This is a genomic window from Hoeflea phototrophica DFL-43, assembly GCF_000154705.2.
GTDB lineage: Bacteria > Pseudomonadota > Alphaproteobacteria > Rhizobiales > Rhizobiaceae > Hoeflea > Hoeflea phototrophica.
Window position 1 is genome coordinate 3,310,234 of record NZ_CM002917.1, and the last position, 20,713, is coordinate 3,330,946.

Below are 20,713 nucleotides of genomic sequence, written 5' to 3' on the forward strand. Positions count from 1 at the left end.
TTCTCACCCAACGAAAAACGGCCCCCGAAGGAGCCGTTTGACTGGATGCGAAACGATCCCGCTGCTGCCGTCATGGCGCAGCCTGGTTCGTGTTCCTAGAAGATGTAGGTCTGTGCGCCTTCGCGCTTGAGCTCTTCCCGGGTGCGGCCGAGTTCCTTGAGCTGCGCGTCATCCATCGAAAGCATTGCGCCGTTGATGTAGCGGCGGGCCTGGCGTTCGCGGGCAGAGACGAGACGGTCGAGAGCATTCTGGAAAAATTTCGTGGACATTTTTAAGTTCCCTTTGGTCGAGTGATTTAACACTCCTCCTGAAACTCAAGATACGTTTTTCCCCGCGGATTTACAGCGCTTATGTTGCAGTGCAGCTATGCACTGAGCACATATATTGCACCGCACCAATGCAGAGTGATGCTGATTTGTGCACTTCACAGGGATGCCGCAGGTTTGGGCGACGGGAGCAGGCAGACCCCACCAGAACACAACCCGACGCAATTGATCCTCTCAATTCAGCTCCCCCATCTCCCAAATCGCTGCGGCCTTGCTATAAGAACAAACATCATCCAAGCCCCCCTTTCCTTTCCGGGACATCCAAAATGCTGCAATCCTTCGACGTGCTCTCCTCTCCGGAACAGGCAGCCGCCCGCATCACACGGCTGCGGACGCGGTTCGAGGAATGGGGTGTGGATGCAATCGCGGTCCCGCGCTCCGATGAGTATCTGGGCGAATATGTGCCCGCCTGCGTCGAGCGGCTGGCCTGGCTGACATGCTTCACCGGCTCCGCCGGCCTGGTCCTGGTGCTCAAGGACACCGCCCACCTGTTTGTCGATGGGCGCTATACCATGCAGGCCCGCGCACAGACCGATCCTGCAGTGTTTGACTATCAGGACATGGTCACAACGCCGTTGTCAGCCTATCTGGAGAGTTCTGCCCCGCGCGGCCTGCGCCTGGGTGTTGATCCCTGGACCTGGCCGACAGCCTCGATCAAGCGGCTTGAGGCAGCGCTTGCAAAGACCGGCGGAAGCCTTGTGAGGCTGGCGCGCAATCCGGTCGATGCAATCTGGGACGACCGGCCTGAAGCACCACTGGGAACGGTGATGATCCAGCCGCTCCACTATGCCGGCAAACCCGCGCGCGACAAGCTCATGATGATCGCCCAAAGCGCCAGAGAGGCAAAAGCCGACGCGGTGGTGCTCGCCGATCCATCCTCCGTCGCCTGGGTCTTCAACATCCGCGGCGAGGATTTGCCTTCAACGCCACACCCGCTGTCACGCGCCATCATCCCGGCGCGAGGGCGGCCGCAACTCTTCATCGACAAGCGCAAGACCGGGATCGAGGCGGAGGCCTATCTCACCCAGCTCGCAGAACTGAGCCCGCCATCCCATTTCGATGATGCGCTGAAAGCCGCCGGAACGGCCGGCGCCACCCTGATGGTGGATCCCGACGTTGCCTCGCACGCAATCCCGATGCTGATCGAGACCGCCGGCGGCACCGTGCTCGCCGCCACCGATCCCGCCCGCCTGCCCCGCGCGGTCAAGAACGAGGCCGAGATCGCCGCCAGCGCCTCGGTCCATCGCCAGGACGGTGCGGCCATGGTGCGCTTTCTCGCCTGGCTCGACACCCAGACGCCTGGCAGCTTCGATGAGATCAGCGCGGCAAGCCAGCTCGAGCAATGCCGCCGCGACACCGGAGAAGCGCTGCAGATGCCACTGAGAGCCTTATCGTTCGACACGATTTCCGGCGGCGGGCCCAATGCGGCCATCATCCACTACCGCGTCAACACACAGACCAACCGCCGCATTGAATCGGGCGAAATGCTGTTGATCGATTCAGGCGGCCAATATGTCGCCGGCACCACCGACATCACCCGCACCATCGCCGTGGGCCCGGTTCCCGAAGAGCAGAAGCGCTTCTTCACCCTGGTGCTCAAGGGCATGATCGCCATCAGCCAGCTGCGCTTCCCAACCGGCACGCGCGGGGTCGACATCGACCCGTTTGCGCGGATCGCGCTTTGGAAGGCCGGTGCGGACTTCGCCCACGGCACCGGTCACGGCGTCGGCAGCTATCTCTCCGTGCATGAAGGTCCGCAATCGATCTCGCGGCGTGGAATGCAGGAGCTGCTGCCCGGCATGATCCTGTCCAACGAACCGGGCTACTACCGCGACGGCACCTTTGGCATCCGCATCGAAAACCTGGTGGTTGTGCACGAGCCACAGGCGATCGACGGCGGCGACAAGCCGATGCTTGGTTTTGACACCCTGACGCTCTGCCCGATCGACAAACGCCTGATCCTGAAAGAGCTGCTGGATGGGGTGGAGACGGAATGGCTCAATGCCTATCACGCCCGGGTGCGTGAAGAACTGTCGCCGCTGCTTTCCGGCGATCCGGCGGCTGAATGGCTCGAGCAGGCGACGGCGGCGCTGTGAAATACTTCAGCCATAATCTGGCATTTCTTCAGCAGCATTTCCAAGGGGCAGTACCTATATAGACTTAATGACCAAGTTTTGTTTTCTATGTCAGATTGCCGCAGGCTGCTAAACAGTGTTAATTCTCTAATATAAGAGAGGGAGATTGAAAATGAACAGCAGCCCAACACTATCCAAAGGTTCCGCCGGTGAAGACGTTTCAGCCCTGCAGCACGGTCTGCTGCAAGTCGCTGGCGCAGACACGCCCACCGATCCAGGACCCATTGACGGAAAATTTGGCCAGAAAACCGAGGCCGCTGTCAAAGCCTATCAGACCCAGCTCAAACTGAAAGCCGACGGCATTGTTGGCGATCTTACCTGGACAACTCCCTGTGACGAGTCCGGCACCACACTTGCCATGCTGTCCGGAACTCTGCCTCCAGAACCGCAGGCGGGTCGTGGCTGCTGAACTCCCCGGGCACCCTTTAACGTCAAACTGGGCTGCCTTTATCGCGAGCTTCTATTCGGCAAGTTCGAGCAAGCGTCGGTACCGCGGGTGATCGCGGATGGGCATGAGGTCGGAATCGTTTTTAAACCAGAGTTTCATTTCCGATCCGACACGAGAGAGCCATGTCTCCAAAAGGTCGATGGATTTGTCGTGTTCGCCCAAAAGCGAGTATGTGCACGCTGCGTTATATTGGGTGTTGTCGTCATCGGGATTGATCTTCAGCGCGCGCGATAACCATTCTATGGCCCTTTCCTGCTCGCCCAAATAAGCTAGGACAGTAGCGCCAAGACAGGCGATATTGCCGTTCTCAGGGTGCATTTTCAGTTCCTTCTCAGCCCGCTTGATGCCGAGCCAGCCATACTCCTTGGCCTCTTCCTCACGCTCAAGCGAACGCAGGACGTTCACCAGCATGAGCGCCGAATTGCAATCATCCGGCTTGGTCTCCAATGCGCGAATGAAGTGCGTTGCGGCGGCTTCAAAATTGCTGTCGGTGACACAGAACTCGGCGAGAAAGCGATGCGCCTCATTGCTGTTGGGATCGAGGTCGATGGCACGCTTGAAAGCCGGGCTCGCTTCAACACGGTTGTCGCCGACAGCAAGGGCAAACCCCCTTGCCGCGTGTGCTTCGGCCAGATCCGGATCGATTGCCAGCGCTTTATCCGCAGTCTTAAGGATATCCCCGGCCGAGATCGTAACACCGAATTGTGACATCAAACGCGATTCACAAACCGCCATGCTGGCATAGGCACGGGCATAGGTCGGGTCGAGTTCGACGGCTCTGGTGAAACTCTGCCTGGCCATCAGCAGGTTCGCCTTTGAGGAAATGTGGTAATACTCACGACCTCTCAGATAATGCGAATAAGCCTCGACATTGGCGGTTGGCGCCTGTGCGATCGCTTCCTTTTCCTCAGGCAGCAATTTGACCTTGAGTTGATCCACGATCATTCGGGTTATCTCGTCCTGAACGGCAAATATATCGGTGAGATCGCGATCGAAGCGATCAGCCCAAACATGGCCTCCGGTCGCACCCTCAATCAGCTGCGCGTTGATACGAACCCGGTTGCCGGCCTTGCGGACGCTTCCCTGAACCACATAGGCCACGCCCAATTGCTTGGCGACCGACACCAGATCGACCACCTTGCCCTTGTGGCTGAACACGGTGTTGCGCCCCAGCACAAATAAGCCCGAAACATTTGAAAGGTCGATGATGATGTCCTCGGTAATCCCGTCGCTGAAGAACTCCTGCTCCGGATCACTGCTCATATTCTCAAACGGCAGCACCGCAATCGAGGGTTTGTCAGGCAGAGCCGGTTGCGCGGCATCTGCGGCCACCAGTGATCCACGCTGCATAGGCGGCCCGAGATTGACAAAATACACATGCACGGGCTGGGTGATGTTCTTTACGGTCTTTTCGCCCTGATCGAGAAACTCTCGGTCAAGCTTGTTGACAACCTGATTTTGCACCGCTGCAGAGCAGGCGATGCCGCCCGGTATGGCCAAGCCCTCGAGCCGCACGGCCATATTGACGCCATCACCCTGGAAATCGTCGCCATCGACGATGATGTCCCCCATATTGATGCCAATGCGAAACTGGATATGGCGATCGTCTGGCACCCCGGCATTGCGCTCGGGCATGCCGGTCTGGATTTCGACTGCGCAACGCGTCGCATTGAGAACACTGTTGAACTCAACCAGAAAGCCGTCACCCATTTCCTTGAAAATGCGCCCGCCATTTCGCAGGATAACCGGATCGAAGAACTCGCGTCGATGCTTCCGAAGCTCGCCCAGCGTCCGTTCCTCATTGGATTCCATCAACCGGCTGTAACCGACAACATCAGCCGCCAAGATGGCAGCCAGCCGCCGATCAAACTGTTCGTCAACCATCGCTGCCCTCGAACCCGCATGTATTGCTTGAATACTATAGCCGTCAGGCGAAGGGACAGCTACCCATCAATACTGCCTGCGAAGCAATTGTGCTGACAAAGGGTGTCCATCAATGGGCATTTTATATCCGCCGATGATGGCGCAGCCGATGTGCTTTTATCTTTTCTGGAATGCATGTCGCACTCAATCGTATTCAATTGAATGCGACATGCATTAAATCAAAGTGTTAGAGTGTCCTTTGTGCGTCCAATTAGATACATGGAGCCCTAAAGCCCCACGGCCCTGAGCCCCACGATGATCGCCCAGCCGATTGCGAACATGGCCATCATCGGGACCCTGAGGCCGATGATCAGGCAGATGGCAAGCGTCAGGGTTTCAGCGGTCCCGTTGAAGACTGCGGCCGGGGCGACGAGTGTGGCCAGCACCGCGGCCGGCACCGCATTCAGCGCCGCATCCACACGGGGTGGAATGCGCTTGAAACGCGAGAGCACCAGATAGCCCCCGGCGCGGGTGAGATAGGTGACGGCCGCAGACGCAAGGATGATCCAGAACGTGGTGGGAAGACCGCCCCATTCGCCGCTCATACCGACACCTCATCAGCAACGGCCGTCCCGGGTGCAGGTGTCACCGGAAGCACAAGCGCGACAGCAATTCCCGCCAGCGCACCAAGGCTGACATGCCAGGGCGAGCCAACGAACATGTAGGCCGCCACAGACCCTATGCTCGACGCCAGCACCACCGGCAGCCAGTTCGTGCGCTTCCTGAAACCAAGCACCAGACCGAGAAAGTAGATCGAAAGCAGGAAATCCAGCCCGTAGATCTCCGGATTGGCAATCAGGCTTCCAAACAGCGCGCCCAGCCAGGCTTCAAGCACCCACAGCACATAGATCGGCAGCGCCATGCCCATGTACCAGGACAGTGTCAGCGGTTTGCCTTTTTCGGAGCGCGCTTCGGCGGCCGCAAACTGCGGGTCGATCAGAAAGAAGAAGGCCAGCGCCTTCCGCCAGCCGGGGATCAGCCCCATCTTCCGGCCCAGTGCCGCGGAATAGAGTACATGCCGGAAATTCACCGCAAAGACCGAGAACACGATCAACCACGGCGCAACATCCGAACCGAACAGCTCAATGCCCACCATCTGGCTGGCGCCGGCAAAAACTGTAGCACTCATCAGCACCGCTTCGCCGACGCTCAGGCCATTGTCCACCGCAAGCGCACCAAACAGCAAGCCAAAAGGCGCTGCAGCCGCAAGAATCGGTACGCTCTCGCGCGCGCCTTGAGCGAAATCGGAACGGGATGTGGCCATGGGAATTGTCTCCTGACCTCGATGAATAGGTCAGCAATATTGACGCGTCAATCGAATAGGATTGCGCAAAAGCATCAAGGATATTGATGAATGAGGCAAGGCAGTCGGCAAGCGCGGTGCCGTCAGGCCTTGCGCGCCAGATAGATGGTCTGGGTGAACGGCTTGTCCTGCAGCGGGTTGTGGAAAGTCACCGGTTCCGACCAGGCCTGATCAAAAACCTGAGCCAACCGCGCAACGAAAGCCGGGTCCTCACGATCGTCCGACCATAGACCGAACACACCGCCGGGCTTGAGATGCCGGGCCAGCAGCTTCAGGCCTTCGGGCTGGTAGAAACTCTCGCTGCGCTCATCCAGCAGCGCCTCGGGGGAATGGTCGATGTCGAGCAGGATCGCATCGAACTGCCGGCCCGCAATGTCCCGGTCGAACCCCGCATCGCCACGCGCCAGGGCGAAGAAATCGCCCTCCACAAGACGGCAGCGCCTGTCCCCGGTGAGCTTCGGGCCGAGCGGCAGCAGTCCGGTCCTGTGCCAGTCGATCACCGCCTCGAGATACTCGACCACGATCAGTGAGCCGGTTTGTGCCTGATCAAGAACCGCCTTTGCCGTGTATCCAAGACCGAGGCCGCCGACCACCACATCGAGGGCATCACCCTGGCAAGCCGCAATCCCGAGATCCGCCAACGCGATCTCAGAGGCCGTGAACAGATCCGACATCAGATGCTCTTCGCCGAGCTTGATCTCGAGCACGTCGACACCGAGCCGCGCCTCGCGCCGCCGCCTCAGGCTGATCGCCCCGATCGGCGTCGGGCGGTAATCAAGTTCTTCAAACAATCGGCTCATGCAAACTCCGGACGGGCACTCTGGTGCAGGCGCTGCCAGCCGCACGCCGCGACATGAGGCTTGCGCATTGCCGGGCACCATACCCGATCCGCGGCGGCAAGCCAGTGCGAAGGTTCTGGATCGCGATCCAGAACGTTCGAAAACCCGATCCCGGTCGCGACAAACATCCGAAAAGTCACATTGGCGTTGTTGTTCCCTTTCACCAACACGCGAGATGACCATGACATTCAGAACCACGATCTCCTCATTGGCCACCACTTTGGCTGCCACACTGGCCATGAACATGAGCCTGAACCTGGCCGCAGCTGCCTCCGAGCTGGTGGGCACCCGCGACATCACGGTTTTTTCCGTTGAGCGGCAGATGGACCTGCCGGTGACCATCTGGTACCCGGCAAGCCATGGTCCGGAAGCCAGCATTGTCGGCGAAAACCGGGTGTTCGAAGGCACACCGGCCTCAGTGGGAGCCGAGCCGGAGACGGGGCGGCACCCGCTGATCCTGCTTTCGCATGGCTCGGGATCGACCGTGCAGGCCATGGGCTGGCTCGCAGCGCATCTGGCAAAGGCCGGTTTCATTGTCGCCGGCCCAAACCATCCCCGGACCACCAGCGGCGATTCCACCCCGGCTGACACGCCACTTCTTTGGCAACGGGTGGACGATCTCTCCAGCATCATAACCGCCCTGAGCGCCAGTCAGGACTGGGGCGGCATAGTCGACAACGAGCGCATCGGCGTTCTCGGCTTCTCCCTTGGTGGCGCCGCCGCCATGAAAATCTCCGGTGCCCGGGCCGGACTCGAGGCCTATGCCGGCTATTGCGACACCTGGCCGGACATGCCCGATTGCCGTTGGTTTGCCGGAGGTATCGCCTATGCCGATTGGGAGATGATCGAAGTTGAGCCCCTGGATCTCAGAACAATCGACAAGGGGCTGTTTGAGCGGCAAAACCGCGACCCGCGCATCAAGTCCGCCGTTCTGGTGGATCCCTCCGTCGCTCAGGCCTTCGATGCCGAAAGCCTCAGGCAGATCGACATCCCCATGGCTTTCATCAATCTGGGCGCCCCGCAGAGCATCATTGCCGGTGTCGATTCAAGCGAACTGGCCGGATTGACGCCGCACGGATCGCTTAGCCACATCGATCAGGCGATCCATTTCAGTTTCCTGGCCGAGTGCAGGCAAGACGCCAAGGCGTTCCTGAAACAGATCGGGGAGGTCGATCCGATCTGCGACGATGGCGGCAACCGGTCGCGCGCCGACATTCACACCGAACTCAAGCAGATGATCGCAACACTCTTCACAAGCACGCTGATGAACACGCAATAGTTCCGGCAAGCATCATGAGGCGGCGCGAGCCGCCTCATCCCACCAGTTCGAACCAGCCATCCTCATCCATTGTGCGGACACCCAGACCTTGCGCCTTGGTAAGCTTGGAGCCGGCGCCGGGACCGGCCACCAGGATGTCGGTCTTTTTTGAAACAGAACCGGCCACCTTGGCGCCCAGCCGCTCGGCCATGGCCTTGGCCTCGTCGCGGGTCATCTTTTCGAGGCTGCCGGTGAAGACCACGGTGAGGCCGGCGACGGGGGAATCCTGCGCCGGTTTCTCGGCATCCAAAACAGTCAGTTGACTCACCAGGTTATCAACCATTGCGATGTTGTGATCCTCGCCAAAGAACCGGCCGATGGCCTCCACCACCGCCGGGCCGATATCATCAAGCGCATCCATCTCCTCGACAGCGGCAGAATCGCCGTCTGCAATTGCCAGGGCCGCTGCATGCAAGGTCGTCCAATCGCCATAGGCGCGCGCCAACGTCTTGGCGGTTTGCTCTCCAACATGACGGATACCGAGTGAGAAGATCAGCCGTTCGAGGGCAACCTCGCGTTTCGCCTCGATCGCATCAAACAGCTTCTGTGCGCTAGTGTCGCCATAGCCGTCCCGGTTCTTCAGGCGCTGCAAACCATTGGCCTCGTCGCGCATCTTCAAGGTGAAGATGTCCGCCGGCTGGTTGATCGGCAGTGTCTTGTCTTCGTAGAAAAACTCGATCTGCTTCTCGCCCAGCCCGTCGATGTCGAAGGCCTTGCGCGAGACGAAATGCTTGAGATGTTCCTTGCGCTGGAACGGACAGGCAAATTCGCCCGAACAGCGCCGCACCACGCCCTCGACACCACCTGCAGTCTCCTCGCGGATCACCGGCGTTTTCAGATCGCACGGACAGATTGACGGAAACGCGAAGGCAACGGCATCCTCGGGCGAAGACACCACACCAAGCACCTGCGGGATGACATCCCCGGCCCGCTGGATCTGCACCGTGTCGCCGATCCTTACACCCAGCCGCTCGATCTCCTCGGCATTGTGCAGTGTTGCGTTGGTCACCACCACACCGCCGACGGTGACCGGTTCGAGCCGCGCCACCGGGGTCAGCGCGCCGGTGCGGCCCACCTGGATGTCGATGGCCGTAAGCAGGGTCGAGGCCTTTTCAGCGGGAAACTTGTGCGCAATCGCCCAGCGCGGGCTGCGTGAGACAAAGCCCAGACGCCGCTGCAGACCCAGATCGTCAACCTTGTAGACCACGCCATCGATATCATAGGGCAGACCTGCGCGCTCCGCCTCGATCAGGCGATAATGGGCGATCAGCGCCTCGGCACTGGTGACCCGCGCCATCAGCGGATTGACCGCAAACCCCCAGCGCGCAAACGCCGCCACCATCTCTGACTGGGTCGGGTAAGGCAGCGAAGGCAGGACCTCGCCCCAGGCATAGGCAAAGAAGCGAAGCGGCCGTTCGGCGGTGATCTTCGGATCGAGCTGCCTGAGTGAACCGGCGGCCGTGTTGCGCGGATTGACGTAAGTCTGCTTGCCCGCCGCCGCCTGCCGCGCGTTGAGCGCCATAAAGTCCGCCTTGGTCATGTAGACTTCGCCGCGCACCTCAATCACCTCGGGCACATCCTCGCCCGCAAGCTGATGCGGAATGTCGGAGATGGTGCGGGCATTGGCGGTCACATTCTCGCCGGTGGCTCCATCGCCCCGTGTGGCCGCAGAGACCAGCGTGCCATTTTCATAGCGCAGCGACAGCGACAACCCGTCAATCTTCGGCTCTGCGGTCAGCGCCAGTTCGTCAAACGGGGTGAGGTTGAGAAAGCGTTTGACCCGGTTGACGAAATCACGTGCATCCTCGTCGGAAAAAGCATTCTCGAGCGACAGCATCGCCACCTTGTGGGTGATCTTGCCAAACCCCTCGGCCACCGGCGCGCCAACCTTGAGCGAGGGCGAGTCGGCAAGTCTGAGATGCGGAAACCGCTCTTCAATGGCAAGGTTTCGCCGCTTGAACGCATCATACTCGGCGTCCGAGACGATCGGCGCATCCTTGCGGTGATAGGCCTCGTCGTGACGGGCGATTTCAGCCGCCAACCGGTCCAGTTCGGCTTTCGCTTCGGCTTCGCTCAGCGCCTCGATCGGCTTGGTGTCTTGGGTCATGGGCGGCACTCCGGAATCGCTCCCCGGTTTTAGAGCAAACGGCGCAAATGAAAAGATGATCGCGGCCTGTGCAGGCCCACGCGCGCGGCGGAAAAACCCGGCGAACAAGCCACCTCTGAAAGCAACCAATGGCCGGACGCTCTATTCCGCCCCTTCAAGCAGCCGAGCCGCGGCAGCGCGGGCCTCGGCGGTCACATGCTCACCGGCCAGCATGCGGGCGATTTCCTCGCATCGTTCGCCGGGATTCATGGTGCTGACCCGGGTCGACACACTCGTCGCACCGGCTGCCGATGGTCCCTTGGCGATCAGCAGATGCGTTGCGGCGCGCGCGGCCACCTGCGGCGCATGGGTGACGGAAAGCACCTGAACGCCAGCGGCCAGCCGTTTCAGCCGCTTGCCGATGGCATCGGCCACCGCGCCACCCACGCCGGTGTCGATCTCGTCAAACACCAGCGTCGGCGCCGAGCCGCGATCCGCCAATGCCACCTTGAGCGCCAGCAGGAACCGCGACAGCTCGCCGCCCGACGCCACTTTCATGATCGGGCCGGGGCGTGAGCCCGGATTGGTGCGCACATGAAATGCAACCGTGTCGATGCCGGTCGGTCCGGCGCTCTCAACGTCACTTGTGATCTCGACCAGAAATTCCGCGCGTTCGAGCTTGAGCGCGGGCAATTCGTTCATGACCGCCTCGGCCAAAGCCGCGCCGGTTGAATGGCGGCGCTCTGACAGCATCTTCGCGGCATGCAGGAACGCGGCTTGCGCCTCCGCCACCTGCGTCTCCAATGCGTGAAGGCGTTCCTCGCCGGCATCGAGATCGGCAAGATCCGTGACCATCCGCGAGGCCAGCTCGGCCAGTGAGTCCACCGGCACATTGTATTTCCGCGCAGCACCCCTGAGCGCGAACAATCGCTCTTCGCTCTCTTCAAGGTCCCGTGGATTGAAGTCCGCCGCCCTGAGTGCCGCCTCCACCGCCGCCTGCGCATCCGAGAGCGCATTGAGCGCCGCATCAAGTGCGGCCACCGTGTCATTGAGAAGTTCCGGCGCCTGCTCCGCTTTGCGCTCGAGCCGCCGCAGCAGCCCGCTGATAACCGGGACCGGCGAGCCCTGCCCGCTCAAGACATCATCCGCCTCGCTGATGTCGCTGGCCATCTTTTCGGCCTTCATCATATGCGCACGGCGTTCGGCCAGCTCTTCCTCTTCCCCTTCCATAGGGGAGAGTTTTTCGAGTTCATCGACGGAATCGCGCAGCCAATCGGCTTCACGCCGCGCCGTCTCCACCTTGCTCCGATGTGCCTTCAGCGCCGCTCTTGCCGCACGCCAGGCTTCAAACAACGCGCTGACATCTCCAGCGCGTTCGCTCAAGCCGCCAAACGCATCGAGCAGCGCACGATGCGCGTCCGTGTCGACCAAGGCCCGGTCGTCATGCTGACCGTGTATTTCGACAAGATGCTGCCCGGCTTCGCGCATCAGCGCCACGCTTGCAGGCTGGTCATTGATGAACACCCGCGTGCGGCCATCGCCCGACTGCACCCGGCGGAACACCAGATCCCCATCGTCGTCAATGCCATTGGCCCGCAAGAGCAGGCGTGCGGGATGATCGACCCCCACGTCAAACACGGCTGTGACCTGGCCCTTGTCCGCACCATGGCGAACAAGACTGCCATCGCCGCGGCCACCAAGTGCCAGCGAAAGGCTGTCAAGCAGGATGGATTTTCCGGCGCCGGTCTCACCTGTGAGGACCGACAGACCGGCGTCAAATTCGAGATCAAGCCTCTCGATCAGGACAATATCGCGGATCGACAGCTGGATAAGCATCGCGCCCTGCTTCAGGCGCCGACGAGGCGGGCCCCGGCGCGCGAAATCCAGGAGCCTTTGTTCTCCCGCGGCTCGAGCCCACCAGTCCGCAATAGATTGAAGGAATCCGCATACCACTGACTGTCGGGGAAATTGTGCCCAAGCACAGCCGCTGCGGTCTGGGCTTCGCTTTCAAGTCCCATCGCGTAATAGGTTTCCACCAGACGCGCCAGTGCCTCTTCGATCTGGCGGGTGTTGGGATATCGCTCGACCACCAACCGGAAACGGTTCGCCGCAGCGACAAATTCCTTGCGCTCGAGATAATAGCGGCCCACCTGCATTTCCTTGCCGGCGAGCTGGTCACGTGCATAGCGCAGCTTGGCCTGGCTATCCTCGACATACTCGGATTCGGGAAACCGCTCGATCACTTCGGTGAAAGCAGCAATCGCACGTGCGGAGGTCCGCTGGTCACGTGTCACCTCCGGGATCTGCCGATAATAGGAGAGCCCGACGATGTATTGCGCATAGGCCGCGTCTTCATCATTGGGATACAGGCTCAGATAACGGCTGGCGGTATTGATCGCCTCGGAATACTGGCCCTGGCGATAGTTTGTGAACGCGCTCATCACCATCGCCTTGCGGGCATATTCCGAATAGGGATGCTGTTTGTCGACGGCCTGGAATTTCCGGCTGGCTTCTGTGAGCTGCCCGGCCTGAATGTTGGCCAGCCCCTGATTGTAGAGCACATCAGCGGGTTCGATCGTCTGTGCATAGGCGGTGATATCAATGTCCGGATCGGACTGGCAACCACTGACCAGTGACGCGACGCCGGTCAGCCCGGCGATAAAGAGCGCAACACGAACTGCGCGCCCGCGCCTACCCATGACCGAAGTATCCATCCTGCACAACCTCTCAACAGCCGCAGGCGCATTCACCCACGGAACCAGACACGCGTTTCTATCCGGAATTCACCGGACTTCGCAACGTCATGACGACGCTTTGCCGCATTTTTGTGGCAGATGTCTCTTAATATTCAGCAGTTAAGCCCGGGAAAAAACGCAGTTGCGCATTGTTTTGGACAGGTCTTTGCCGCAGATCTTGCGGATCAGAGAGCCCAGGGTGCAAAAGCAGCAGCGTTGACAGCAACCAGTTCACCGTGGCGAACCGTGTCGCGCCGCGCCGGAGCTTCCACCACTTCGTAGGCCGACGCATCAGCCAGAAGCGCACGAAGCGCCAAAGCGTTGAGCTTGTGGCCACCGCGGTAGCTGCGGTAGCAGCCAATGAACTGCGCACCGGCCAGAGCAAGGTCGCCCACAGCATCAAGCGTCTTGTGACGGACGAACTCATCGCGGAAACGCAGACCTTCGACATTGATGACCTTGTCATCATCACCGATGACAACCGAATTCTCCAGCGAAGAGCCCAGTGCGTGGCCGGAAGCCCAAAGCCGCTCGACATCGCGCATGAAACCGAATGTCCGTGCACGGGCAAGTTCGCGGCGGAAGCTGTCGGCGGTAACTTCACCCTTCCAGCTCTGGCGGCCAATCAAGGGCGTTTCAAAATCGATGTCGATTTCGAACCGGGTGCCATTGTGCGGCGTGAACTCGGCCCATGAACCGCCCATTTCAATGCGAACCGGCTTGATCACGCGGATATAGCGGCGCTTGACCGAATGATTGACCAGTCCGGCATTGTCGATCGCATCGATAAAGACCGCTGCACTGCCATCCATGATCGGCACTTCACTGCCTTCAAGATCGATGCTGATATTGTCGACACCCAGCGCATAGAGGGCCGCCATCAGATGCTCGACGGTCGCGACCGACTGGTCGGGAGCCTTGCCCAACAGGGTGCAAAGATCTGTCGAGCCCACCTGCGAGGACACAGCGCGGACGCTGACAATGTCGCCGGATGGCAAGTGTCGGTTGAAAACAATTCCGGTATCAGGATCGGCGGGATGGAAAGTAATGGAGACATTTTCGCCCGAATGGACGCCAACGCCAGACAGTGAGATCGACCGCGAAATCGTGGTCTGCAATCCTACTACATCACTACTCATAAGATCCGCCGTTTCCCGCTTTATGGCCTAAGCCCCCCAAAGGCTTGGCTGTCCCCAGTCCGATAAAGCGATCCCGTGTATCTTTTCACGCGGTTGTTCGCCAATGTCCCAAAATATGGCTTGCAAGATACGGTGGCGATCGTGACTTTCCAAATCACGCTTTTTTTCGATATGTTACGTTGGGAAAACAGGCCGTTCACCCTAAAATCCTATGGTTAACAGAGTGTTACCAGAAACGATCTGGCGGCGTCATCGCCGCCAGATCGCAATTGTTACACATTCCAACAAGCGCCTTACTTCGCCTGTCGGCGCAGGAAGGCGGGAATCTCCAACTGGTCGTCTTCGTGAGTCGTGCGCGCTTGCGGCGTCACCCGGCCCTGATCGTCAAGCTGACCGCGACGCGGCGCATAGACACTTGCCTCCGCAGACAGCGGACGGCGCTGAGGCATCTGTTCCGAAGTCCCTGACATCGCAGCATCTTCCTCTTCGCGGCGCCCCAGCGAGCTCGACAACCGCTTGAGAAGCCCCATCGGACCGCGCTCATCGACCTGATGGGCATGCGGCATGTCGCGCTGCTCCATTTCAGCCTTCACAACCGGCGGAAAGTCCTCGATCCGGGGCATGCGTGTCGGCTCGGGCTCGCTGCGCAGCGCCGGAGCGGGCTGTGCGGCAGAACGGCTTGCAGATGCTTGCGGCATTGGCGCCGGGGCCTGTCGTGGCGCGGCGGTTTGGGCGTTTGCCTCCGGTGCACCGGCAAACAGCCGACTTTGCGGCTGGAACTCCGGGGCTGAGGGAGCAGGAGCAGGCGAGGCCTGGCTCTTGGCAGCCATTTCAGCCTGGTTGGCAATCTCCAACTCACGCTCGAGCTCGGCTTCCACCGAAACAATGGTTTCGCCAACCGGATCCTTTGCAGCGGTTGCGGGAGCAGCGGCCGGTTGCGCCGGTGCCGGGCGCGACGCTGGAGGCTGCTGCTGCGCAGTTGCTGCGGGACGGGCGGCGGGGCGAGCCGCAGACACTGGTGGACGCTGATCGGCTTCGCTTTCGACCCGGTCGATACCGGTTGCGACAACGGAGACACGAATCAGACCTTCAAGCGCTTCATCGAAGGTGGCGCCAAGAATGATGTTGGCGTCCGCATCCACTTCCTCACGGATACGGGTTGCCGCCTCGTCGACCTCGAACAGGGTCATGTCGCGGCCACCGGTGATCGAGATCAGTAGGCCTTGAGCACCCTTCATGGTGGTCTCGTCAAGCAGCGGATTGGCGATTGCGGCTTCCGCTGCAGCCATCGCACGGCCTTCGCCGGATGCTTCGCCAGTCCCCATCATCGCGCGGCCCATCTCGCGCATCACCGAACGGACGTCGGCGAAGTCGAGATTGATCAGGCCTTCCTTGACCATCAGGTCAGTGATGCAGGCAACGCCGGAATAGAGCACCTGATCAGCCATCGCGAAAGCGTCGGCGAAGGTGGTCTTGTCATTGGCAATGCGGAACAGGTTCTGGTTCGGGATAACGATCAGCGTATCGACGCATTTCTGCAGCTCTTCGATTCCCGCTTCAGCCAGCCGCATGCGCCGCTGACCTTCGAAGTGGAACGGCTTGGTGACCACGCCGACCGTGAGGATGCCCTTGTCGCGTGCCGCCTGGGCAACAACCGGCGCAGCGCCTGTGCCGGTGCCGCCGCCCATGCCTGCGGTGACGAAGCACATGTGGGTGCCACTGAGATGATCGATGAGTTCATCGATGCATTCCTCCGCTGCCGCGCGGCCGACTTCCGGCTGCGAGCCCGCGCCGAGGCCTTCGGTCACAGCGACGCCGAGCTGAACCAGGCGGTCCGCCTTGGACATCGTCAGCGCCTGGGCATCCGTGTTGGCGACGACGAAATCGACACCCTGCAGCCCTGCATTGATCATGTTGTTGACGGCGTTTCCGCCGCCACCGCCGACCCCGAACACCGTGATGCGGGGCTTCAGCTCGGTGATGTCCGGCTTCTGCAAATTGATGGTCATGGCACCCGTTCCTTCCTTTGGCATGACCACACCGCCGTGTGGTCAATTCGGTAAAATCAAAAACTCTCTTTAAGCCACTGGCCCATGCGGGACAGACGGCCACCGGCACCTGCGATCGCGGCAAAACCGCCCTCGCCTGCACCGTGGGATTCAAGATGGGCGACCTGGGGATAGATCATCAGGCCAACCGCAGTTGAGAATGTCGGGCCTTTCGCGGCCGCTGGCAGCCCGGACACCCCGAGAGGCCGGCCAACGCGGACATTGCGCGCCAGAATCCGCCGTGCCGATTCCGACAGGCCCGTCATCTGGCTGGCGCCGCCGGTCAACACGATGCGCTTGCCCACCAGCGTCGAATAGCCCGATTGCTGGATCCGGTCCCGCAGCATTTCCAGCGTCTCCTCGACGCGGGCACGTACAATCCGCGAGACCAGGCCGCGCGGCACATGGGTCGGCTGGTCACGCTCGTCATCGCCAATCGGCGGCACCGAGATCACGTCACGATCCTCACCCGCCTGAGGCAGCGCTGAACCATGCACAACCTTGATCCGCTCGGCGTCTTCAAGCCGGGTCGAAAGGCCGCGTGCCAGATCCATGGTGACGTGCTGGCCGCCAAGCGCAATCGCATCGGCATGCACCAGCCGGCCTTCGTAGAACACTGAAATCGTGGTGGTTCCGCCGCCCATATCAATGGCGGCACAGCCCATTTCGGCTTCATCAGCCACCAGCGCTGCAAGACCTGATGCATAAGGGGTTGCAATCATCGCCTCGACGGTGAGATGGGCGCGGTTGACCGAAAGTTCGAGATTGCGCAAAGGCGCACGGTCGGCGGTCAACACATGCATGTCGACACCGAGCACGTCACCATACATGCCACCGGGATCACGAATGCCACGCTCGCCATCAAGCGTGTAGCTGGATGGCAGCGAGTGTAGAATCGCCCGCTCCTGCTGCTGGCTTTGCCGCGTTGCGGCATTGACCACCTTCCTCAGATCCCCCGAAGCGATCTCATGACCGCCCAGATTGACCGAGGCCGAGTGGGTCTCACTCTTGAGACGCCCGGCTGTGACATTGATGATCAGGCTTTCCACCGTCACCCCGGCCATACGTTCGGCCGCGTCAACGGCAAGCCGCACCGAACTCTCGACAGCGTCCATGTCGGAAATCACGCCCGCCTTGAGCCCGCGGGACTTCTGGTGGCCGATCCCCAGGATCTCGATCTTGTGGGTCCGCCCGGCAAGCACCTCGGCCGCATCAAACGGCGTCAGCCGCCCGATCATGCATACGACCTTTGAGGAGCCGATATCGAGCACGGTGACAATGCTGGTGCGCTTGGACGATAGCGGCGTGAGCCGCGGCAGCATCGATGAGGGCCGGAAGAAACTCATGAGTTCTTCTCCGCAGCCTTGATCAACTTGGCGCGCTCTTCCAGAGCCTGGGTACGGCGCTCGAATGCCGCTTCGCTCAGGCGCAGCGCGATCCGGTCATCAAGCCTGAGATCCACAGCGGTGATATCGCGTGAAAGCACGTCCCGGCCCGCATCAAACGCCGCAAAACGCTTGAGCGCTTCGCCGACATTGTCCTCGGGCAGACTGATGGTCACGCCATTGTCGAGCCGGAGATCCCAGCGCCGGTCTGCAATCCGGATCGCCGCCTTGACCCGCGCACGCAACTCCGGGTGAAACAGCAGCCGGGCTTCAAGCTCATCGGAATGGCGGTCCGCGCCAAGGCCGACATACAGCGGCAGATCGGCGTGACGAGCACCCGTCAGCGGCGCAATCACATCGCCGCGCACATCAATCAGGGACAGGGCGTCGCCATGCTGCCAGATCCCAACAGCCTTGCGTTCGACAAGCCGCACCATCAGGCCACGCGGATAGATCTTCTGAACATGGGCATCGGTGACCCAGGGCAGTTCCATCAGTTTCTGACGCGCCGCATGCGCGTCGATCGCGACCACCGAGGTGGAACCGTCAAGCCCAAGCTGCTGCAGGATGTCGATGTCGGACGTTTCCACATTTCCGCTGACCTGCACATCTTCGAGCGCGAACCCCACGCCACTGGTCAACGCCTGGGTGACGGTCGTGGTATGTCCACCGGTCTCCATGCCGTAAAGCCCGGTGGAAGCAAGGAAGACAACGGCTGCGACGGATCCCAGATGAGGGCGAATGGTGACGCGGCCGCTGGCGAGCGCGGCAAACGCGCGCACGGGCCGGCGCAGAATACGCGGCAGAACAAAAGCGCCCGGAAACGCTGCGCGCCCGGACGTTCTTGTTGTTTGAGCCTCATTGGCTCCTGCCCTGGTTCCCGTCATCGGCGACACGAAGCGTCCTCCACCATCCAGCTGACAAATTCTTCAAACGAGTGGCCTGCCTGCAGGGCCATCTCAGGCGCGAGCGATGTCGGTGTCATGCCGGGCTGGGTGTTGATTTCGAGCCATATGACCTCTCCGTTCTCGGAGAAACGGTCATCGTACCGGAAATCTGACCTGCTCACGCCGCGACAACCGATCGCTTGATGCGCCTTCAACGCCAACCTACGTATTTTTTGGTAAACAATTGGTGAAATTTCTGCGGGGCAGACATGTTTGGAGCCCCCGGCGACATATTTTGAATCATAATCATAAAAGCTGTGCCCCTGCGGCACGATCTCGGTGACCGCCAGCGCCACATTGCCCATGATCGTGCAGGTCAGTTCACGTCCCGGCACATAGCGTTCGACCATCACCTCATCGCCATATTTCCACTCGCTGGAGGTAATCACCTGCGGCGGATGCGTCTGATTTTCCTGAACGATGACGACGCCGAAGCTCGATCCCTCATTTACCGGCTTGACCACATAGGGCGGCTGCATCGGGTGGGCCGAGGTAAAGTCGTGACGGTTCATCACCTTGGACTCAGCCACCGGAATGCCAACCGCCTTGGCGACGATCTTCGACAACCGCTTGTCCATGGCCAGCGCTGACGCGGTCACACCCGAATGGGTGTAGGGGATTCCCAGATATTCGAGAACGCCCTGGATGCTGCCATCTTCGCCAAAAGGCCCGTGCAGCGCGTTGAAGCAGACATCGGGCTTCAGTTCGGTCAGCACCGAAGCCACATCGGTGCCGACATCGACACGGGTGACCTTGTACCCCGCACTCTCAAGTGCATCGGCACACGGATTGCCCGTAGCCAGACTGACAGGGCGCTCCGATGAAAACCCGCCCATCAGCACGGCCACATGTTTTTTCGCTTTGTCGGACGTCATCCATTTCCCTCGAATCGCCCCGGTCCATGCCAAATGACCGAGAATTCTCCGCCAATTCTGCTAACACTCACCGGATGCATGCTCACCCGCCACCTACAGGTCAGAATACACGGCGAAGGTTGCGCCAAACCGTTCGCCCACGAACGCGCACACCTTGCGGACCGAACACCGAACATGAGTGTTGCCCGCCGATTGCGGATACAATCAGGCGGCAAGATCTGGATCGCCCGTTGCAAACACTCATCTGCTAGGGCCTGTGGACATTCAGGATTCCCATCGGGTTTGATTTCTGATTCAAACTTTCCAAACGGAGGTTTGAATGAACGAGCAGCGCTTTGTGGTGACGGATGATGTATGGCAGCGACTTGAGCCGCATTTGCGTGGAAAGGCCAGCGATGCGGGAGCCACGGCAAGAGACAATCGGCTGTTTCTTGAATCAGTTTTTTGGCGCGTTCGGACCGGCTCACCATGGCGCGACCTGCCGCCAGCTTTCGGGAATTGGAACAGTCAGTTTCGGCGGTTTCGCCGCTGGGCGAAGGCGGGAGTATTCGAGGGTCTTTTCAAAGCCATGAGCGGTGACCCCGACCTCGAATATGCGCTCATCGACGGCACCATTGTTCAGGTTCACCAGAAGGCAGCTGGCGCAAAAGGGGGACTCAGGCTCAGGCCATCGGGCGCTCACGCGGCGGCCTGACGACCAAAATCGTTGCACTCGTCGATGCTCTTGGCAACTTGGTCCGCTTTCTGCTGCTGCCGGGTCATGCGCACGACATGAAAGGCGTTGCGCCGCTGATCCGGGATGTCTCCTTCGGCGCGCTAATGGCGGATAAAGCATTCGACGCGAACTGGCTTCTAGAGGAGTTGGATGAGCGTGGCGCAAGCGCCGTGATCCCACCGAAATCAAACCGAAAGCAACAGCGTGACTACGATGTCGAAGCCTACAAGTGGCGGCATCTGGTTGAAAACTACTTCGCGAAGATCAAGGAATTCAGAGGCATAGCAACACGCTATGACAAAACGGACTGTAGCTACACAGCCAGTTGGAACCTTGCCGCGACCCTGATTGCGTCAAGATGATTGTCCACAGGCCCTAAAGAACTGTACGTTAACAATTTTTTGATAAGACTCTCTGCGTAACAAGAGCCGGAATGCTGTTCATGATCGAACATGCGAGCAAGATTCGGCCTTGGCCTAGCCCGATAAGAC

General features: G+C 60.4%; 16 protein-coding genes and 1 pseudogene. 4 read left to right on the forward strand and 13 right to left on the reverse strand.

The features are described 5' to 3' along the window. Positions 1-95: 95 nt before the first annotated feature. Positions 96-269, reverse strand: coding sequence for a hypothetical protein (locus HPDFL43_RS22130; RefSeq protein ID WP_007198359.1), 174 nt, complete (start codon positions 267-269; stop codon positions 96-98). A 323-nt stretch (positions 270-592) separates the two neighbouring features. On the opposite strand from HPDFL43_RS22130, the gene HPDFL43_RS15670 reads away from it, so the two are divergent. Beyond that, positions 593-2,422, forward strand: a complete 1,830-nt coding sequence (locus HPDFL43_RS15670; protein WP_007198360.1) for an aminopeptidase P family protein — start codon at positions 593-595, stop codon at positions 2,420-2,422. Positions 2,423-2,573: 151 nt separating this feature from the next. Further along, positions 2,574-2,870 (forward strand): peptidoglycan-binding domain-containing protein, encoded by a 297-nt coding sequence (locus tag HPDFL43_RS15675; protein ID WP_007198361.1) that lies wholly within the window; start codon positions 2,574-2,576, stop codon positions 2,868-2,870. Between the two features lie 51 nt (positions 2,871-2,921). On the opposite strand, the gene HPDFL43_RS15680 is transcribed toward HPDFL43_RS15675, so the two are convergent. The 4 genes from HPDFL43_RS15680 to HPDFL43_RS15695 form a co-directional block, all read right to left on the reverse strand. Further along, a complete protein-coding gene (locus HPDFL43_RS15680) occupies positions 2,922-4,793 on the reverse strand; it encodes an adenylate/guanylate cyclase domain-containing protein (RefSeq protein WP_007198362.1) in 1,872 nt (623 codons plus the stop codon). 266 nt (positions 4,794-5,059) lie between these two features. Then, entirely contained in the window at positions 5,060-5,377 is a 318-nt protein-coding gene (locus HPDFL43_RS15685) for an AzlD family protein (RefSeq protein ID WP_007198363.1), read from the reverse strand. Next, positions 5,374-6,096: an AzlC family ABC transporter permease gene (locus HPDFL43_RS15690; RefSeq protein ID WP_007198364.1), complete on the reverse strand. Its 723-nt coding sequence runs from the start codon at positions 6,094-6,096 to the stop codon at positions 5,374-5,376. Before HPDFL43_RS15690 ends, HPDFL43_RS15685 begins: the two co-directional genes overlap by 4 nt. Before the next feature lie 122 nt (positions 6,097-6,218). Then, positions 6,219-6,935, reverse strand: a complete 717-nt coding sequence (locus tag HPDFL43_RS15695; protein ID WP_040449280.1) for a polyamine aminopropyltransferase — start codon at positions 6,933-6,935, stop codon at positions 6,219-6,221. 214 nt (positions 6,936-7,149) lie between these two features. Here HPDFL43_RS15695 and HPDFL43_RS15700 point away from each other — a divergent pair, with 214 nt between their 5' ends. Next, positions 7,150-8,253, forward strand: coding sequence for an alpha/beta hydrolase family protein (locus tag HPDFL43_RS15700; protein ID WP_007198367.1), 1,104 nt, complete (start codon positions 7,150-7,152; stop codon positions 8,251-8,253). Between the two features lie 34 nt (positions 8,254-8,287). Here HPDFL43_RS15700 and ligA read toward each other — a convergent pair whose 3' ends face one another. From ligA to HPDFL43_RS15740, 8 genes are all read right to left on the reverse strand, one after another. After that, complete coding sequence (ligA, locus tag HPDFL43_RS15705) at positions 8,288-10,399, reverse strand: NAD-dependent DNA ligase LigA (RefSeq protein WP_040450342.1); 2,112 nt, start codon at positions 10,397-10,399, stop codon at positions 8,288-8,290. Between the two features lie 141 nt (positions 10,400-10,540). Continuing rightward, on the reverse strand, positions 10,541-12,214 hold the full coding sequence (gene recN / locus HPDFL43_RS15710) for a DNA repair protein RecN (RefSeq protein ID WP_007198369.1): 1,674 nt from the start codon (positions 12,212-12,214) through the stop codon (positions 10,541-10,543). An 11-nt stretch (positions 12,215-12,225) separates the two neighbouring features. Beyond that, positions 12,226-13,092 carry an outer membrane protein assembly factor BamD gene (locus HPDFL43_RS15715; protein WP_007198370.1) on the reverse strand — a complete coding sequence of 289 codons (867 nt, stop codon included), beginning with the start codon at positions 13,090-13,092 and terminating at the stop codon, positions 12,226-12,228. 206 nt (positions 13,093-13,298) lie between these two features. Further along, positions 13,299-14,252, reverse strand: a complete 954-nt coding sequence (lpxC, locus tag HPDFL43_RS15720; RefSeq protein WP_040449281.1) for a UDP-3-O-acyl-N-acetylglucosamine deacetylase — start codon at positions 14,250-14,252, stop codon at positions 13,299-13,301. A 293-nt stretch (positions 14,253-14,545) separates the two neighbouring features. Beyond that, positions 14,546-16,261 (reverse strand): cell division protein FtsZ, encoded by a 1,716-nt coding sequence (gene ftsZ, locus HPDFL43_RS15725; RefSeq protein ID WP_040450343.1) that lies wholly within the window; start codon positions 16,259-16,261, stop codon positions 14,546-14,548. A 56-nt stretch (positions 16,262-16,317) separates the two neighbouring features. Continuing rightward, entirely contained in the window at positions 16,318-17,646 is a 1,329-nt protein-coding gene (gene ftsA / locus HPDFL43_RS15730; RefSeq protein ID WP_007198373.1) for a cell division protein FtsA, read from the reverse strand. Continuing rightward, positions 17,643-18,572, reverse strand: a complete 930-nt coding sequence (locus HPDFL43_RS15735; protein WP_007198374.1) for a cell division protein FtsQ/DivIB — start codon at positions 18,570-18,572, stop codon at positions 17,643-17,645. The genes ftsA and HPDFL43_RS15735 overlap by 4 nt, the downstream gene beginning before the upstream one ends. After that, positions 18,569-19,507, reverse strand: coding sequence for a D-alanine--D-alanine ligase (locus HPDFL43_RS15740; protein WP_007198375.1), 939 nt, complete (start codon positions 19,505-19,507; stop codon positions 18,569-18,571). The genes HPDFL43_RS15735 and HPDFL43_RS15740 overlap by 4 nt, the downstream gene beginning before the upstream one ends. Positions 19,508-19,826: 319 nt before the next feature. On the opposite strand from HPDFL43_RS15740, the pseudogene HPDFL43_RS21725 reads away from it, so the two are divergent. Beyond that, a pseudogene (locus HPDFL43_RS21725) lies at positions 19,827-20,584 on the forward strand (IS5 family transposase). Positions 20,585-20,713 lie beyond the last annotated feature (129 nt).

Excerpts from the sequence above, each read along its gene's own strand:
- ftsZ (WP_040450343.1), bottom strand. The coding sequence starts at position 16,261 with ATGACCATCAATTTGCAGAAGCCGGACATCACCGAGCTGAAGCCCCGC.
- ftsA (WP_007198373.1), bottom strand. The coding sequence starts at position 17,646 with ATGAGTTTCTTCCGGCCCTCATCGATGCTGCCGCGGCTCACGCCGCTA.
- HPDFL43_RS22130 (WP_007198359.1), bottom strand. The coding sequence starts at position 269 with ATGTCCACGAAATTTTTCCAGAATGCTCTCGACCGTCTCGTCTCTGCC.
- HPDFL43_RS15680 (WP_007198362.1), bottom strand. The coding sequence starts at position 4,793 with ATGGTTGACGAACAGTTTGATCGGCGGCTGGCTGCCATCTTGGCGGCT.
- HPDFL43_RS15740 (WP_007198375.1), bottom strand. The coding sequence starts at position 19,507 with ATGACGTCCGACAAAGCGAAAAAACATGTGGCCGTGCTGATGGGCGGG.
- HPDFL43_RS15685 (WP_007198363.1), bottom strand. The coding sequence starts at position 5,377 with ATGAGCGGCGAATGGGGCGGTCTTCCCACCACGTTCTGGATCATCCTT.
- HPDFL43_RS15700 (WP_007198367.1), top strand. The coding sequence starts at position 7,150 with ATGACCATGACATTCAGAACCACGATCTCCTCATTGGCCACCACTTTG.
- lpxC (WP_040449281.1), bottom strand. The coding sequence starts at position 14,252 with ATGAGTAGTGATGTAGTAGGATTGCAGACCACGATTTCGCGGTCGATC.
- HPDFL43_RS15670 (WP_007198360.1), top strand. The coding sequence starts at position 593 with ATGCTGCAATCCTTCGACGTGCTCTCCTCTCCGGAACAGGCAGCCGCC.
- recN (WP_007198369.1), bottom strand. The coding sequence starts at position 12,214 with ATGCTTATCCAGCTGTCGATCCGCGATATTGTCCTGATCGAGAGGCTT.
- ligA (WP_040450342.1), bottom strand. The coding sequence starts at position 10,399 with ATGACCCAAGACACCAAGCCGATCGAGGCGCTGAGCGAAGCCGAAGCG.
- HPDFL43_RS15675 (WP_007198361.1), top strand. The coding sequence starts at position 2,574 with ATGAACAGCAGCCCAACACTATCCAAAGGTTCCGCCGGTGAAGACGTT.
- HPDFL43_RS15715 (WP_007198370.1), bottom strand. The coding sequence starts at position 13,092 with ATGGATACTTCGGTCATGGGTAGGCGCGGGCGCGCAGTTCGTGTTGCG.
- HPDFL43_RS15695 (WP_040449280.1), bottom strand. The coding sequence starts at position 6,935 with ATGAGCCGATTGTTTGAAGAACTTGATTACCGCCCGACGCCGATCGGG.
- HPDFL43_RS15690 (WP_007198364.1), bottom strand. The coding sequence starts at position 6,096 with ATGGCCACATCCCGTTCCGATTTCGCTCAAGGCGCGCGCGAGAGCGTA.
- HPDFL43_RS15735 (WP_007198374.1), bottom strand. The coding sequence starts at position 18,572 with ATGACGGGAACCAGGGCAGGAGCCAATGAGGCTCAAACAACAAGAACG.